The 15,565-nt window shown below is 67.4% G+C and carries 12 protein-coding genes; 9 read left to right on the top strand and 3 right to left on the bottom strand.

Annotation, left to right across the window (positions count from 1 at the left end):
• Positions 1 to 59 precede the first annotated feature (59 nt).
• Positions 60 to 872 (bottom strand): TatD family hydrolase, encoded by an 813-nt coding sequence (locus ACCQ03_RS01870; RefSeq protein ID WP_057679511.1) that lies wholly within the window; start codon positions 870 to 872, stop codon positions 60 to 62.
• Positions 873 to 1,185: 313 nt separating this feature from the next.
• Positions 1,186 to 2,103, bottom strand: coding sequence for a LysR family transcriptional regulator (locus ACCQ03_RS01865; protein WP_039574137.1), 918 nt, complete (start codon positions 2,101 to 2,103; stop codon positions 1,186 to 1,188).
• A gap of 126 nt (positions 2,104 to 2,229) precedes the next feature.
• Between ACCQ03_RS01865 and ACCQ03_RS01860 the strand changes: the two genes are divergently transcribed.
• The 8 genes from ACCQ03_RS01860 (at position 2,230) to gvpU (ending at position 12,959) form a co-directional block, all read left to right on the top strand.
• The gene (locus tag ACCQ03_RS01860; protein WP_057677623.1) at positions 2,230 to 3,282 is read left to right on the top strand and encodes an aromatic ring-hydroxylating dioxygenase subunit alpha; all 1,053 of its coding nucleotides are present in this window, start codon (positions 2,230 to 2,232) and stop codon (positions 3,280 to 3,282) included.
• A 17-nt stretch (positions 3,283 to 3,299) separates the two neighbouring features.
• A complete protein-coding gene (locus tag ACCQ03_RS01855) occupies positions 3,300 to 4,259 on the top strand; it encodes a PDR/VanB family oxidoreductase (protein WP_017157638.1) in 960 nt (319 codons plus the stop codon).
• 353 nt (positions 4,260 to 4,612) lie between these two features.
• Positions 4,613 to 5,926 (top strand): NCS2 family permease, encoded by a 1,314-nt coding sequence (locus tag ACCQ03_RS01850; RefSeq protein ID WP_057677633.1) that lies wholly within the window; start codon positions 4,613 to 4,615, stop codon positions 5,924 to 5,926.
• 125 nt (positions 5,927 to 6,051) lie between these two features.
• On the top strand, positions 6,052 to 7,602 hold the full coding sequence (locus ACCQ03_RS01845; protein ID WP_209227559.1) for an adenosine deaminase family protein: 1,551 nt from the start codon (positions 6,052 to 6,054) through the stop codon (positions 7,600 to 7,602).
• Positions 7,603 to 7,753: 151 nt separating this feature from the next.
• Positions 7,754 to 8,896, top strand: coding sequence for a nucleoside hydrolase (locus ACCQ03_RS01840; RefSeq protein WP_057677625.1), 1,143 nt, complete (start codon positions 7,754 to 7,756; stop codon positions 8,894 to 8,896).
• Between the two features lie 340 nt (positions 8,897 to 9,236).
• On the top strand, positions 9,237 to 10,697 hold the full coding sequence (locus tag ACCQ03_RS01835) for an AtzE family amidohydrolase (RefSeq protein WP_150145369.1): 1,461 nt from the start codon (positions 9,237 to 9,239) through the stop codon (positions 10,695 to 10,697).
• Positions 10,697 to 12,277, top strand: a complete 1,581-nt coding sequence (locus tag ACCQ03_RS01830) for a gamma-glutamyltransferase family protein (protein WP_209227557.1) — start codon at positions 10,697 to 10,699, stop codon at positions 12,275 to 12,277. The genes ACCQ03_RS01835 and ACCQ03_RS01830 overlap by 1 nt, the downstream gene beginning before the upstream one ends.
• Before the next feature lie 223 nt (positions 12,278 to 12,500).
• Complete coding sequence (gvpU, locus tag ACCQ03_RS01825; protein ID WP_039574116.1) at positions 12,501 to 12,959, top strand: gas vesicle accessory protein GvpU; 459 nt, start codon at positions 12,501 to 12,503, stop codon at positions 12,957 to 12,959.
• 187 nt (positions 12,960 to 13,146) lie between these two features.
• Here the strand turns inward: gvpU and ACCQ03_RS01820 are convergent, their stop codons facing one another.
• Entirely contained in the window at positions 13,147 to 14,034 is an 888-nt protein-coding gene (locus tag ACCQ03_RS01820; RefSeq protein ID WP_057658543.1) for an alpha/beta fold hydrolase, read from the bottom strand.
• A gap of 365 nt (positions 14,035 to 14,399) precedes the next feature.
• On the opposite strand from ACCQ03_RS01820, the gene ACCQ03_RS01815 reads away from it, so the two are divergent.
• Positions 14,400 to 15,332, top strand: a complete 933-nt coding sequence (locus ACCQ03_RS01815) for a LysR family transcriptional regulator (RefSeq protein WP_057677628.1) — start codon at positions 14,400 to 14,402, stop codon at positions 15,330 to 15,332.
• Positions 15,333 to 15,565 lie beyond the last annotated feature (233 nt).

Below are 15,565 nucleotides of genomic sequence, written 5' to 3'. Positions count from 1 at the left end.
CATGCGGCGCGCGCGCTGCGGTACCGGCGCGCCGTTGCGGCCACGAGTGCGACATGGTGTTAGCCGCTCGTGGTGCTGGCAGGCTCTGGCAAGCGGAAGAACGCACGTGCCGCGGCCGTGCTGTTGGCGGCGGTCACCGCGACATCCTCGCCACGATCGCGCGCCAGCTCTTGGACAATATGCGACAGGAACATCGGCTCGTTGCGACGATCCTTGGGCATCGGCTTGAGCGAGCGCGGCAGCAGGTACGGCGCATCGGTTTCGATCATCAACCGGTTGGCCGGAATAGTGCGCACCAGCTCGCGCAGATGCGCACCGCGACGCTCATCGCAGAGCCAGCCGGTGATGCCGATGTAGTAGTCGCGGTCCAGATACGCAAACAGCTCGTCGCGCGTGCCAGTGAAGCAGTGCACCACCGCCGCACCCAGGCGGCCTTCGAAGCTGCGCATGATGGCGATGAAATCCTCATGCGCGTCGCGCTGGTGCAAAAACAGCGGTTTGCCGTTGTCGGCGGCCAGCTGCAACTGGCGTTCGAAGGCCTTGTGCTGCGCAGGGCGCGGCGCAAAGTCGCGAAAGTAATCCAGCCCACACTCGCCCACTGCGACCACCTGCGGATGCGCCTGCAGGGCGCGCATTTCCGCTTCGCATTCGGCGGTGAATTCCACTGCGTGGTGCGGATGGACGCCGGCGGTGGCGTAGAGGAATCCGGGGTGTTGCTGCGCCAGTTGCAGGGCCAGCGGCGAATGCTCGCGGCTGGCGCCGGTAATCACCAGCTGCGCCACGCCGGCATCGCGTGCGCGTTGCAGCACCGCATCGCGATCGCGATCGAACGAGTCGTGGGTGAGGTTGGCGCCGATATCGATCAATTGCATGCTGCGGGTGTCGTGTGGGGTGAGCCGCGTAAGTGTAACGAGCGAGAGGTTAGCTCCGCTGCCCCTCGCTTCTCCCTTTGGTGGGAGAGGTGGCGTGCAGCGCCCGCTCAGGGAAGCGTGCCGGTGGGGCTTGAACGCCCGGGCGCAGCATGGCCAGGCCCAGGTCGGCAGCTCGTTGATTGTGCAGACCGACCGCCCCCATCCGCCCTTCGGGCACCTTCCCCCGCAGGCGGGGGAAGGCGGCATTGACGATCTCCCTTCTCCCGCTGGCGGGAGAAGGTGGCGCGCAGCGCCGGATGAGGGCCGGAGAGGGCTACTCCACCGCCGGCACCGCCATCGCATCGATCTTCGCTGCCAGCGCCTGGATCGCCAGTTGCGCCGAACGCGACAGTTGCCGCTGCGGCGCCACGCATAGCGCCAGTGTCATCGGCTTGGTCAGGTGCTGGCGAAACGGCACGAAGGCCAGCCGCCCGTCGGCCACGTCCGGGGCGGCATCCAGCCACGACATCAGTCCCACGCCGGCGCCGGCACGCACCAGGCCGCGCAGCGTGCGCACGTCGTTGCAGTGGGTGAGCCGCTTCACGTCGATGTGCTGGCGCTGGTACAGCACCTTGGCGTGCTCGCCGACGATCAACGGGGCGGCCGGCAGCAGCAGCCGATGCTCCAGCGTCTCGCTCAGCTGCAGCTCGGTGCGGCTGCTCAACGGATGCCCCACCGGCATCGCAATGCCTAGCGGAATATCCGCGAACGCGCGCACTTCCAGATCCACGCTGCTGACCGGGTCCAACAGCAAGCCGATATCCACATCGGCCGAGGTCACCATTTCCATCACCCGCTGGTTGCGCGCGGTGGACAGGTTGAAGGTGATGCCCGGGTACTCCTGCACCAGCGCCGCCACCGCCGCCGGCACCACGCCTTCGCTGAGCGCGTCGATCATGGCGATCTCCACATGCCCGCGGCGCAGGCCCTTGAGCTCGTCGAAGCGCTCCAGCGTGCGTGCGTAGGCCTTCTCCCAGCCGCGCACGTCCACCAGCAACAGCTCGCCGGCAGCGGTCAGCCGCAGCCGGCCGGGCAGGCGTTCGAACAGCTGCGCGCCCAGTTCTTCCTCGGCCTTGAGGATCTGCCGGTCGATCGCCGACGCCGACACGTGCAGCACTTCGGAGGCCTTGCGGATGCTGCCGCAGCGGGCCACTTCGATGAAATACCGGGTAAAGCGCGAAAAGGTCAGCATGCGGCGGGGCTCGGTTGGCGTTGCATTTTTTGCAATGGCTAGGCTGAAAATCGATGTTTGATCACACACCCCTGGCTTCCTAGAGTCAATCCGGCACCGCTCCCGCCTCGTGCCCGAGACCGCCCCATGGATGTCGCCGTTCCCGCCCTGCCGCTGCACTGCACCTTCGAGGCCGCCGATTGGCAGCGCCTGGCCCAGCACTGGCATGCGGTGGCGCTGAGCAGCGAGGTGAGCGAGGCGCCGTTCAAGGCCACCCTGCTGGACGAGCCGCTGGTGTTGTACCGGCTGGGCAGCGAGTTGGTGGCCGCACGCGACGTCTGCCCGCACCGCGGCGTGCCGCTCAGCATGGGCAAGGCCGATGGCGGCGGCGTGGTGTGCGCCTACCATGGGCTGCGCTTTGGCGCGGGCGGGCGTTGCAACCATATCCCCGCCAGCCCCAGCCAGAACATCCCGGCCAAGATGCGGCTGCACACCTATGCGGTGGCCGAGCGCTACGGCCTGGTCTGGGTGTGCCTGGCCAAGCCGGCCGGGGTGAACGAGGCCGAGGTGCAGATTCCGCCGATGCCGGGTTGGGACGAGGACGGCTTTCAGCAGATCGTGTGCCCGGCCTTCGACATCGCCGGAAGCGCCGCGCGCCAGCTGGAGGGCTTCATCGACGTGGCGCATTTCGCCTTCGTGCACACCGCCACCTTCGCCCAGCCGGACAAGCGCGAAGTGCCGGCCTACACCACCACCGAGACGCCGACCGGTTTCAATGCCGATTACCTGAGCACGGTGGCCAACTATTCGGTGGACATGCCGCTGCCGGAGGTGGACCCCAGCTTCCAGTGGCTGCGTCATTTCGAGGTGCATCTGCCGTTCACCGCCACGCTCACCATCCACTTCCCGGTGCCGGGCAAGCGGCTGGTGATCATGAATGCCGCCAGCCCGGTGTCCAAGCATAAGACCCGGCTGCTGGTGCCGATCGCGCGCAATTTCGACACCCATCTGCCGGTGGAAGACGTGCATGCATTCAACTTGCGCGTGTTCGAGGAAGACCGCGCCATGGTGGAAGCGCAACGGCCGGAGTATCTGCCGCTGGACCCGCTGCTGGAAGTGCACATTCCCGCCGATCGCAGTTCCATCGCCTATCGCCGCGGGCTGCGCAGCCAGGGCTATAGCGACTTCTTCCTGCGCTGACGGCCGAGGACACCCGCATGAGCCTGCATGAGGTGCGCGTTGCCGATGTCGTCGACCAAGGTCACCGCCAGCGCGCCATTCGGCTGGAACCGGTGGGCGCGCAATTGCCGGCATTCGAGGCCGGCGCGCACGTCGACCTGCATCTGCCGGATGGCCTGATTCGGCAATATTCGATCGCCAGTGCGCCGCATGTGCGCGACCACTATCTGCTGTGCGTCAAGCTGGCCGACGCCTCGCGCGGCGGGTCGCGGCATCTGTGCGAACAGCTCGCGCCTGGCGACCGCCTGCGCATCTCCACACCGCGCAACCTGTTTCCGCTGCACCCGGGCGAGCGCCACGTGCTGCTGGCCGCCGGCATCGGCATCACCCCGCTATTGTCGATGGCCGAAGCACTGGAGGCGCGCGGCGAGCCCTTCGTGCTGCATTACTACGCGCGCCGGCATGCGGATGTGGCGTTTTCGCAGCGGCTGCAACAGGGCTTTACGCATGGGCAGGTGCACCTGCATCTGAGCGATGGCGGGCAGAGCCCACGCGTGCATGTGCCCGAGGAACTGGGCCAGGCGCGTGCGCGCGATCAGCTGTACCTGTGCGGACCGGCCGCGTTCATGGACCACTTCACCGTGCTGGCGAAGGCGCATGGCTGGACGGCGGCGCAACTGCATCGCGAACACTTCGCCACCCCCGCGCCCAGCCTCGCCCACGATGCCGACAGTGCGTTCGAGGTGGAACTGGCCGCCAGCGGCCGCGTGGTGCAGGTACCGGCCGATGGCAGCATCGCCAGCGCCCTGCTCGATGCCGGCATCGAGGTGCCGCTGTCGTGCGAACAAGGCATGTGTGGTGCTTGCCTGACCGGCGTGCTGGCTGGCACGCCAGATCACCGCGACAGCGTGCTCGGCGACGCCGAACGCGCCACCAATCGGCAGATCACCGTGTGCTGCTCGCGCAGCCGCACGCCGCGGTTGGTGCTGGATCTTTGAACGCAGTGTTCGCGGTGCCACTGCAGTCGTTCAGTCACCTCGCGCAGCCTGATGTCTCGCGTGCCTTTCACGATGACGCGCAACCGAGCGCGCCATCGCTCACCGCTTGTGTGCCGTCATGCGTGCATCAGCGCCGCGACATGCGCCGCAACGATGGGCGCTGCCGCGCTACGGTGTGCGTGCGCTCCTGCGGCGCAATCCGTGCCCGATGTCCGTGGCAAGCGCAACGCGACAGGGCAAGATGGGCCGCCCGCATGCGGGCCCTGCCACGCCATTCGCCCCGTATCGATGAGATGTCTGCCGATGTTCATTTGTCCTGCCGTCAACCGGCTGCACGCCCCGAGCGCCTGCTGATGCGCTGGCCCGGTTTTGCGCTCGCCGCCAACGGCAGCACCGTGCGCACCGAAATGCTGGCCGGTGCCACCACCTTCCTGACGATGGCCTACATCGTCTTCGTCAACCCCGACATCCTGGCCACCACCGGCATGGATCACGGCGCGGTGTTCGTGGCCACCTGCCTGGCTGCAGCACTGGGTTCGCTGCTGATGGGCATGCTGGCCAACTACCCCATCGGCATGGCGCCAGGCATGGGCTTGAATGCGTTCTTCGCCTTCAGCGTGGTGGGTACCTTGGGCTACAGCTGGCAGCAGACCTTGGGGCTGGTGTTTATCTCAGGCTGCGTGTTCCTGCTGCTCACCGTCACTGGCGCGCGGCGCTGGTTGGTGGACGGCATTCCGTCCACCTTGCGCAGCGCCATTGCGGTGGGCATTGGCTTGTTCCTGGCACTGATCGGGCTACAGAAGGCCGGATTGGTGATGGCCCATCCGCAGACCTTGCTGACCTTGGGCGATCTGCACCGGCCCGAGCCGCTGCTTGCACTGGCCGGATTGCTGCTGATCGGCGTGCTGGAAGTGCGCCGCGTGCGGGGCGCCATGTTGCTCGGCATCCTGGCGGTGACCGCAGCGGCGCTGGTGTCGGGACTGGTGCGCTACGAAGGCGTCGTGGCGCTGCCGCCCAGCCTGGCGCCCACCTTGCTGCAGCTGGATATCGTCGGCGCCCTGCACGGCCATGGCGGCGGTGGTGCGCTCGCTGCGGTGCTGCATGTGGTGCTGGTGTTCGTGCTGGTGGAAATGTTCGACGCCACCGGCACGCTGATGGGGGTGGCGCAACGCGCCGGCCTGCTGCACACGCCCGCCCAGCGCCGTCAGTTCGACCGCGCGCTACTTGCCGACAGTTCCGCCATCCTGGCCGGCTCGCTGCTCGGCACTTCCAGCACCACCGCCTATGTGGAAAGCGCCGCCGGCGTGCAGGTGGGCGGGCGCACGGGCCTCACCGCGCTGGTGGTTGCCGCCTTGTTCCTGCTTGCCCTGCTGTTCTCGCCGCTGGCCGCGATGGTGCCGGCCTACGCCACCGCCCCGGCCCTGATCTACCTGGCCTCGGTGATGCTGCGCGAATGCACGCAGATCCAGTGGGACGATGTGGGCGACGCGTTGCCGGCCGCCATCTGCATGCTCGCCATGCCGCTGACCTACTCGATCGCGACGGGGCTCGCGTTCGGCTTCATCACCTATGCCGCGCTCAGACTCGGCAGCGGCCGCTGGCGTGACGTGCACCCGGCCACCTGGGCGATCGCGGGCTTGTTCGTGCTGCGCTATGCGCTGGAATGATGCGTGCCTCCAGTGTTCCAGGCTTGCTGACCGGCGCGTATGTGGTGGCCTCGGATCGCGCTGGCAGGCAAGCTATGTGGTCGCCGGCTGTCGTACGCCACCGTCTCTCCAAACGAGTCTCCTGCATGCCCTTTCTTCGCCGCTGTCTGATCCTGAGCGTGTGGGCGTGCTTGCCCGCTGCCGTGCACGCACGGCCTGCACCAGCGCCTACGCCTGCGCAACAACGCGAACAGCAGGTGGCGCAGTTGTTCCGCGAGGCGGCCGCGCAGCCGGCGCAGCTACGCACCTGGCTACAGGCCATGCCGAAAGGTGGCGACCTGCATAACCATCTGTCCGGTTCGGTGTATGCCGAAGACTATCTGCAATGGGCCAGCGACGATGGCGCCTGCGTGCAACTGGACGACCTGAGCCTGCGCGCGCCGCCGTGCGGGGCCGGCCAGGAGTCGGCGCGCGGCCTGGCGACACGCAACGCCGCGCTGTACGGGCGGATGGTGAATTCGCTGTCGATGCGCAACTTCCTGCCCGGCCCAACGCACCCCAGCGGCCACGATCAGTTCTTCAGCACCTTCGGCAAGTTCGACGCGGTGGTGCGCAGCCGTGTCGCCGACACCGTCGCCGCAGTGCTGGAGCAGGCCGCACGCGACCGCGTGCCGTATGTGGAGATCATCGCCAACCCGCCGCAGTTGGACCAGGCTGCCACGCGCATGCAATCGCTGCCGTGGAAGGGCGAAGACGACGCAGCCAATCTGCGTGCGTTGCAGCCCGACCTTGCGCCACTGGTGCAGGCCGCGCAACGCGATCTTGCCGACATCGACGCGCAGGTCCGGCGTGTCCTGCGTTGCGACCAGGCCGATGCGCGCCCCGGCTGCACGGTCGACTACCGCTATGTTCCCTACGTGTTGCGCGTGCTGCCGCAGCCGATGGTGTTCGGGCAGATGGCGCTGGCGCATGCGCTGATCGCGGCCGGCGGCAGCCGTGCGGTGGCGCTGAACATCGTCGCGCCGGAAGACAATCCCGTGGCATTGGCCGATTACGCGCGGCACATGGCGATGTTCCGCTTCTTTGCAACGCGCTATCGCGGCGTGCCGCTGTCGCTGCATGCCGGCGAGCTGGCGCTGGGGCTGGTGCCACCGGCACAGCTGCGCTCGCATATTCGGCAGGCGGTGGATGCGGGGGCGCGCCGCATCGGTCACGGCGTGGACCTGCCGTACGAAGACGATGCCCAAGCACTGCTGCAACGCATGCGGGAAGAGCACATCGCGGTGGAGATCAACCTCACCAGCAACGATGTGATCCTGGGCGTCAAGGGCCCAGCGCATCCGTTGGCGCTGTATCTGGGTGCCGGCGTGCCGGTGGTGTTGTCCACCGACGATGCCGGCGTCTCGCGTGCGGACATGACCCACGAGTACCAACGCGCGATGCAGGAGCAAGGCATCGACTACCCCACGCTCAAACGACTGGCCCGCAATGGCCTCACCTACAGCTTCCTGCCGGGCACCAGCCTGTGGGATGCCGACGGTAAAGGTGCGCAGGCCTGCGCCAGTGCGTTGCAGCGCGAAACAGATGATGCTGCCTGTCGAGCCTTCCGCCACGGCAGCCAGAAGGCTCGGCTGCAATGGCAGCTGGAGACCGACCTGGCCCAGTACGAGCGCACGCTGTTGCTGCGACACACATAGCGCCGACAACGACATGACATATGCAAGGTAGGAGCGCGCCCGAGCGCGAACGGGCTTTACCGGTAACGCCCCGTCGCGCGTAGGCACGCTCCTACAAATGCCGCTCTCCATCGCCGGTGCAATGCCTTCAACCTTCCACGACAAAAACGCAATGACCGACCCGCACCTCCCCTCATCCAAGCGCCGCGTCATTCTCGAAGACGACATCGACGGCTTCACGCCCGCGCAGCTGCTGCTGTTGCAATCGCCCGAGGTGCAGGTGCTGGGCATCAGTGCCGTCAGCGGCAATATCTGGCGCGATGAGGTGCTGGCGCATACCTGCCGCCTGCTGGAACTGGCTGGCCATCCGCAGATTCCAGTGCACCCCGGCCCGGTGCATCCGCTGCTCAACAGCGAGCTGGCCACCGAACGCTGGGAAGCGCTGTACGGCAAACTCGTCTGGAAGGGCGCATGGACCAAGCATTGGGTGGACGGCGACACCGTGCAAAGCGCGCCGCGCTATCACGCCCACGATGTGGTGCCCGATCTGGCGTTGGGTAATCCCAGCGTGGTGCGTCCCGCAGACGAGCCGGCCGCGTTGTTCATGCTGCGCATGGTGCGTCGGTACCCGGGCGAGGTGAGCATCATTGCCACCGGCCCGTTGACCAACCTGGCACTGGCGCAATCGCTGGACCCATCCTTTGCCAGGTTGGCGCGCGAGCTGGTCTACATGGGCGGCAGCCTCAATCCACGGCAGCAACGCAACAGCGTGAGCGCGCAGCAATTCGCGCGCGAGTTCGTCAATTCGCCGCGACGCGAATTCAATATCCGCTGGGACCCGGAAGCGGCCAGCATCGTCATGCGTGCGCCGTGGCGGCAGATCACCATGGTGCCGGTCGACCCCTCCACCGCGACCGAACTCAGCGCCGACTTGCTGGCGCGCATGAGTGCGGCCGACACCACGATTGGCCACGCACTGCGCCGCCGCGAGCCGGGCTTTCCGATGTGGGACGAACTGGCCACCGCCGTGTGGCTGCGCCCCGACTTGGCCACGCGCACCGAAACGCTGTACGTCGACACCAACACCGCCTTCGATGCCGGGTACGGCGACATCGTGTCGTGGGCACCGGGGTATCAGCCCGGGCTGGGCGAGCAGGCGCAGACGGTGGTGCATGCGGTGGACGTGCCGGCATTCGAGCAGTTGCTGGTCGACCGCCTCACCGCGCCGCAGCCACCGGCGGTGGGATTACCGCTCCCCCTGCTGCCATCGGGAGAAGGGGCCCGCAGGGCCGATGAAGGTGCGGTGTGTGGATGACAGTGCCGCATCGGTTGAGTCGCTGGTGAGCAATATGGGAGCAAAAGCCTGAGACATCTCGAAACACCGTGGCACCCTCGCCTCAACTGCGCCAGCGCCCCGGCCCGCATTTGCAAAGCTGGACGCGTCATACCGCTGCTGCATGATGAGATTGAAGGTCCGAAGCTGCACGTCCGCAATCCTTGCGGTAACAGCGACTGCTTTCACGGTGACGCGTAAACCCGACGGCTCCGTTTCAGCTCCCAACGCATCGGCAAGCACGTTGCACACCCCGTACGCCAAGCAAACAAGCGAATCTCACCTCTCCAATCCCTAATCCCCGCTTTCCAACAGGTGATCCATGCAACTTCCAGCGCAGTGGCAGGCCGGCGTCGATCGCAATACCGAAGTGCTGCGCGGGCACACGCAGTTGCTGGCCAGCTTCCATGCGCCGCCTGCAACGGCACATGATGGCGGCGGCCCACGCGGTCAGATCGCCTCCATCGTCGGCACCACGCGCAGCCAGCCCGCGCTGGCCGCGCGACTGGCCACCCAGACGCTGGCACGCATCCACCAGGCCAACGACCGCCTGTGCGCCATCACCCGCCTGCTGCCGGCGCGTGCCGCGGCCGATGCGGCGCGCGTGCAGGCAGCGCTTGCCGGGGGCGGCGACGGGGGCGCGTTGGCCGGCGTGCCATTCGTGGTCAAGGACCTGTTCGATGTCGCCGGGCAGGTCACCACCGCCGGCGCCGCGGTGCGCGCGCACTGCCCGCCGGCCAGCCGCGATGCGGCGGTGGTGCGACGGCTCGGCGACGCCGGGGCAGTGTTGGTGGGGACCGCCAACATGGACGAATTCGCGTACGGCTTCGCCACCGTCAACGCGCATTACGGCACCACCGCCAATCCGCACGATCTCCAGCACCTGGCGGGCGGCTCATCGGGCGGCTCGGCGGCAGCGGTGGCCGCCGGGCTGGTGCCGTTCGCGCTTGGCTCGGACACCAACGGCTCCATCCGCGTGCCGGCCGCGTTGTGCGGCATCTACGGCCTGCGCCCCACGCACGGCGCCGTCCCCGTGGATGGGGTGTTCCCGTTTGTCGATGCGCTGGATGTGGTCGGCCCATTCGCCACCTCGGTGGCCGACCTGCGCCGCGTCTATGACGTACTGCGCGGGCAGCCGCTGCCTGCGTGCCATGCAGGCAACCTGCGCGTCGCGCGGTTGGGCGGCTGGTTTGAACGCAATCTGGATCCGGATCTGGAGGCCGGGCTGCAGGCCCTGCTCACCGCCTGCAACAGCGTTTCGTCGATCGACCTGCCCGAGGCCGAACGCGCGCGCGCCGCTGCGTTCGTCCTGACCGCCGCCGAAGGCGGGCATCGTCACCGCAGCGCACTCACCGCGCACGGCGCGCAGTTCGACCCGGCCACCCGCGACCGCCTGCTTGCCGGCTTGCAGCTGCCCGCCAGCGCAGTGGCCGACGCGCACCGCTTCGCGCAGTGGTTTGCCGATGCCATGCACGCGCTGTGGGACCAGGTGGAGGTGCTCATGGCGCCGGCCACGCCCTGCGTGGCGCCACGCATCGACCAGGACACCATCCAGATCGACGGTTTGCCGGTCTCTGCACGCGCGAATCTGGGCATCTTCACCCAGCCACTCGGCTTGGCCGCCTGCCCGGTGCTGGCCGCACCGTTGCCGCGTCCCGGGCGCCTGCCACTGGGCGTGCAACTGATCGCCGCGCCCGGCCGTGAAGACCGCCTGTTTGCGCTGGCCGCGCAACTCGAGCGCGACGGCCTGCTCGCCTTCAGCCCACCGCCGGAGCCACGCTGATGTTGCATACCTTGCGCGCGCGCCGCGGCATGGTGGTCGCACCGCACCATCTTGCCGCACAGGCCGGACGCGATGTCTTGCGCGACGGTGGCAATGCCATCGAAGCGGCCGTCGCCACCGCTGCCTGCCTGGCGGTGGTCTACCCGCACATGACCGGCATCGGCGGCGATGGCTTCTGGCTCATCCACGAACCCGATGGCCGCGTGCATGCCATCGATGCCTGCGGCCGCGCGGCGCAGGCGGCCACACTGGATTTCTATCGCGGCCACGCCCACATTCCGTGGCGCGGGCCTGGCGCGGCCAATACCGTGGCCGGTACCGTCTCCGGCTGGGCGCTGGCCCTGCAGCAGGCAAACGGCAGCGTGTCGCTGCAACGCCTGTTGAGCGATGCGATCCATCACGCCAGTGCCGGCGTACCGGTCACGCTGGGCGGCGCGCAGGTGGCTGCCAGCAAGCGCGCAGAACTGCGTCCACAACCCGGCGCCTATGCCGAGATCTTCGAGCCGCACGGCGCGCCGCTGCGCGAAGGCGCACTGCTGCGCCAGACGCAGCTCGCGCGCACCTTGCAGCGGCTCGCCGATGAAGGTCTGGAGAGTTTCTATCGCGGCGCGATTGCCCACGACATCGCCGCAGACCTGCAGGCATTCGACAGCCCGCTCGGCGCACACGACCTGGCGACCCATCGCGCCGACGCCAGCGTGCCGTTATCGGTTGTCATCCAGGGCGCGCGCCTCTACAACCACGCGCCGCCCACGCAGGGGCTTGCCTCGCTGTTGATCCTGGCACTGTTCGATCGCCTGGAGGCAGAAGACGCAGACAGCTACGCACACCTGCACGGGCTGATCGAAGCCAGCAAGCAGGCCTTCCTGATCCGCGACGCACACCTCGGCGACCCCGCCTGGATGACGCTCGACGCACAAGCCCTGCTCGACGACAGCGCCGCGCTCAATGCGCTCGCCGCACGCATCGACATGCGCGCCGCACTGCCGTGGCCACAGCCCTCGCAGGCAGGCGACACCGTCTGGTTCGGCGCCATCGACGCGCACGGCCGCGCGGTCAGCTGCATCCAGTCCACCTATTTCGAATTCGGCTCCGGCCTGGTGCTGCCGCGCACCGGCATCACCTGGCAGAACCGCGGCTGCAGCTTCCGCCTCGCCCCCGATGGCTGGAATGCGCTTGCCCCGGGACGCAAGCCCTTCCACACGCTCAACCCGGCGCTGGCCACCTTCGACGACGGCCGCGTGATGGCCTACGGCACCATGGGCGGCGAAGGCCAACCGCAAACCCAGGCCGCCGTGTTCTCCCGCTACGCCCGCTTCGGCATGCCGCTGCAGCAGGCGGTCAGCGCACCGCGCTGGCTGCTGGGCCGCACCTGGGGCGAAGACAGCACGGCGTTGAAGCTGGAAGACCGCTTCGACCCGGCCGTGGTGCAGGCCCTGCGCAATGCCGGGCATGCGGTGGAACTACTGCCGGCGTACAGTGCGGTGATGGGACATGCCGGTGCCTTGGTGCGCGAGCAAGATGGCGTCCTGAGTGGCGCCAGCGATCCGCGCTCGGATGGAGCAGTGGCGGCGTGGTGACCACAGTGGTCGTTCCGCTGCGGCCGCTCGCCCAACGCGCGACAGGCGCGCGCACTGGATGAAAGCGTCCACGTGTCGCAGGACCGCGGTGCCGGAGCCTTGATAGCGAACCCAACCACGGCAACTTTGGCGATCCGTGTGCCATGCTTAAGCACGCCAAGGGCGCGCCATCCACATCTGCGTTACGGCTAACGCGTCGTCCAATCCACTCAAGGAGAGCAACATGACAGACCAAGATCAACATCAACCGTCGCTGGAAGACGTCAAGCTGGCGTTCGATGGCCAGAGCGTGGATTGGTATCTGCAGAAGCTGGTCGGCATTGCCAACACCTCGGACGTGCAGTTCGGCGTCACCCTGTTTGTCGAAGGCATCGTCATTTCCGGCCAGCTGGTCAGCGGCAAGCGCTATTTCGAAGCGTTCGCGCAGGAGTTCTCTGCTGCCTATCCGGGCGATGCCGATGAAAAAGAGGATATCCGTCGCGCGTTTGCCAGCCACGCCAGCATCTACGATGCCGAAGACGACACGCAGCAGAGCAGCACGCCGCCGCAGTTCATCCACCTGATCGATGCGCGTTGCTTCTCACCGGGCGGCCAGCCGCTGCCCAGCAACCGTGGCGTGTTGTGGCGCGGCAAGGTCAATGCGGTTTCCGGATTCACCCTTGGCTCGCTGTCGGCAGACTGAGCCCGCTGCCGTCTGCTCCAGTGTGAGTGCCCGCCATCTCACACTGGGCGACCAAACACTTGCTCAAGGCAGTGCAACGCCGCGCCAGGACGGCAGCAGGTAGCGGACATTGTGTCAGGCCGCCGCCGTCGGACCTCGGCGCACGATGGCGATGCAGCGTCCACGACGGCATCGGCCACGGCCCGCGTCATGCCGACGGCGCGAGGGTCCGCGACAAGAAATCACCGATGTAGTGCGCAATCTCCAGCGCATGCGTCTCCAAGGCGAAGTGCCCTGTCTCCAATAGATGCACTTCGGCCCTTGGCAGATCCGTGCGGTAGGCCTGCGCGCCGGCCGGGATAAAGGCGGGATCGTACTTGCCCCACACGGCCAGCAACGGCGGCTGATGGGCACGAAAATACGCTTGAAATGCGGGGTACGCCGCCACATTGCTGCGGTAATCCAGAATCAGGTCGAGCTGGATCTCTTCGGCGCCCGGGCGCGCCATGTAGGCGATATCCAGGGTGTAGCCGTCCGGCGACAGTGTGCCGGGCGCGACACCGGTGCCGTATTGCCACTCACGAATGGTCTGCGCCGACAACGATGCGCGGCAGGCCTCGCGATTGGCGGCGCTCGGCTCCCGCCAGTAGGCCTGCCAGGCGTCCCATTGGTCGCTGAAGCCCTCCAGGTAGGCATTGCCGTTCTGGCTGACGATGGCGCTCACCCGATCCGGATGCGCGGCCGCAAGGCGGAAGCCGACCGGTGCACCGTAGTCGAACAGGTACAGGCTGTAACGCGTCAGTCCCAACGCTTCGGTAAAGCCTTCGATCACCTTGTAGAGCGCATCGAAGGTGTAATCGAACTGCCCACGCGGCGGTGCCTTGGTCATGCCGAAGCCGGGGAGATCCGGGGCGATCAGACGGTATTGGCTTGCCAGCAACGGCATCAGGTCGCGGAACATGTGGCTGGCACTGGGAAACCCGTGCAACAGCAACAGGACCGGCGCGTCCTTGCGCCCTGCTTCGCGATAGAACACCTCGACATCGCCAACCTGCTCGGTGCGATAGCTGATGCGCTGGGTGGCGTCGTGGGACATGCTGCCTCCGTCAGTAATGGGGTGTGGGCGCCGCACCTGTCGGCTGCACGCAATCTGCCGGCCCCCAGCAACAGTGCGGTGCCAACCCAGCACAGGCGCAGGATGGAGCGACGCGCGTCCACCGACGGCGCATGTTGCCGGCGGGTGTTGATGGATGGGGCGGCGCAGATGCGGGTGCGGCAACGCGTGTGCAATGTCGGCCATGCTAGGTGCGCCGGCCTGGCACGAGAACCACCCTGGCGTTCAATGGAGCATTGCATCGCGCGCAATGCCGCAACCACTGTTGCGTTCGCATGCGCTGCATGGCGCATATGGCATCCAGGGGTTGATCACATCGGGCTGCTAGGCTGCGTGCCCGGTCGAAGGTGATTGTCGAAGACGAGGCGCAGGTGGACCGCATCCAGGAAATGACGCTGTTTGCCGCGCTGGCCGAGCACACCAGCTTTGCGGGTGTGGCGCGCCATCTGGGCATTTCCACCGCCACGGTCACGCGCACCATCGCTCAGCTGGAATCCCGGCTGGGCGTGCTGCTGGTGGTGCGCAGCACACGCACCATGCGGTTCACCGCGGCAGGGCAGCAGTATGCAAGCGACTGCCGGCGCCTGTTGGCCGAGCTGGAGGATGTCGAAAGCCGCGCCGCCGGCCTGCATGCGCTTCCCAGCGGCTTGCTCACCGTGACTGCGCCGCAGATGTTCGGCGCTCTGCATGTGACACCTGTCGTGGCGCACTTCCTCGGCCGCTATCCGGCCATGCGCGCCCGTGCCCTGCTGGTGGACCGTGTCGTGCCGCTGCTGGAAGAAGGCATCGATGTGGCGATCCGGATCGGCACGTTGCCCGATTCGTCGCTGACTGCCATCCCGGTCGGCAGCGTCCGTCGCATGGTGTGTGCCTCGCCCGGCTATCTTGCAGAACACGGCATACCGCAGCACCCGGACATGCTGCCGCAGCACGCAACGATTTCCACCGCTGCGGCAGAACGCGCGCCCAGGTGGGCGTTCCGTCTGGATGGACGTGCGCATGAGGTGGAGGTTGCCTCGCGCCTGAGCGTCAGCGCATTCAACGCCGCCATCGTTGCCGCGGTGGATGGGTGGGGCCTCACACAAGTGCCGTCCTACCAGGTTCGCCAACACCTGCAGGACGGAACGCTGGTCAGCGTGCTGGATGCCTTCGAGATCGCGCCCGAACCGGTGCACGTGGTCTATGTCGAAGGCCGCCGCGGCTCGTCGAAGGTGCGCACGTTCGTGGACGAGTGCGTGGCTGCATTACGGCACGACCTTGGATGTGCGGACGGCGGTTGAGCGGCGCCAGGCAGCCCGGTCATGCCGTTGGCTGCCGCACGCGCGCGAACGCGCGCCTGACCGCAGCAGCGCCATGCAGTCGATCAGCAGATGCAGTTGCAGTGCGATCCTCCCGAACTCTACGACCAGCCGTCTCCGCCCACGTGCGCGCTTTTTCCCGACGTTTTCCTTCGCACGGGGTGTTCGCATGGCCTGCGCGTGATGCAGGCACCCGCGGCGGTGCGGTGCGTCCG

It is taken from the genome of Xanthomonas sp. NCPPB 3569 (assembly GCF_041475645.2).
GTDB lineage: Bacteria > Pseudomonadota > Gammaproteobacteria > Xanthomonadales > Xanthomonadaceae > Xanthomonas > Xanthomonas phaseoli.
This window is presented reverse-complemented; position numbering and strand designations above follow the sequence as displayed.

Bases quoted from the DNA above. Each gene is read 5' to 3' on its own strand.
- ACCQ03_RS01870 (WP_057679511.1), bottom strand. From the start codon at position 872: ATGCAATTGATCGATATCGGCGCCAACCTCACCCACGACTCGTTCGAT.
- ACCQ03_RS01865 (WP_039574137.1), bottom strand. From the start codon at position 2,103: ATGCTGACCTTTTCGCGCTTTACCCGGTATTTCATCGAAGTGGCCCGC.
- ACCQ03_RS01860 (WP_057677623.1), top strand. From the start codon at position 2,230: ATGGATGTCGCCGTTCCCGCCCTGCCGCTGCACTGCACCTTCGAGGCC.
- ACCQ03_RS01855 (WP_017157638.1), top strand. From the start codon at position 3,300: ATGAGCCTGCATGAGGTGCGCGTTGCCGATGTCGTCGACCAAGGTCAC.
- ACCQ03_RS01850 (WP_057677633.1), top strand. From the start codon at position 4,613: ATGCGCTGGCCCGGTTTTGCGCTCGCCGCCAACGGCAGCACCGTGCGC.
- ACCQ03_RS01845 (WP_209227559.1), top strand. From the start codon at position 6,052: ATGCCCTTTCTTCGCCGCTGTCTGATCCTGAGCGTGTGGGCGTGCTTG.
- ACCQ03_RS01840 (WP_057677625.1), top strand. From the start codon at position 7,754: ATGACCGACCCGCACCTCCCCTCATCCAAGCGCCGCGTCATTCTCGAA.
- ACCQ03_RS01835 (WP_150145369.1), top strand. From the start codon at position 9,237: ATGCAACTTCCAGCGCAGTGGCAGGCCGGCGTCGATCGCAATACCGAA.
- ACCQ03_RS01830 (WP_209227557.1), top strand. From the start codon at position 10,697: ATGTTGCATACCTTGCGCGCGCGCCGCGGCATGGTGGTCGCACCGCAC.
- gvpU (WP_039574116.1), top strand. From the start codon at position 12,501: ATGACAGACCAAGATCAACATCAACCGTCGCTGGAAGACGTCAAGCTG.
- ACCQ03_RS01820 (WP_057658543.1), bottom strand. From the start codon at position 14,034: ATGTCCCACGACGCCACCCAGCGCATCAGCTATCGCACCGAGCAGGTT.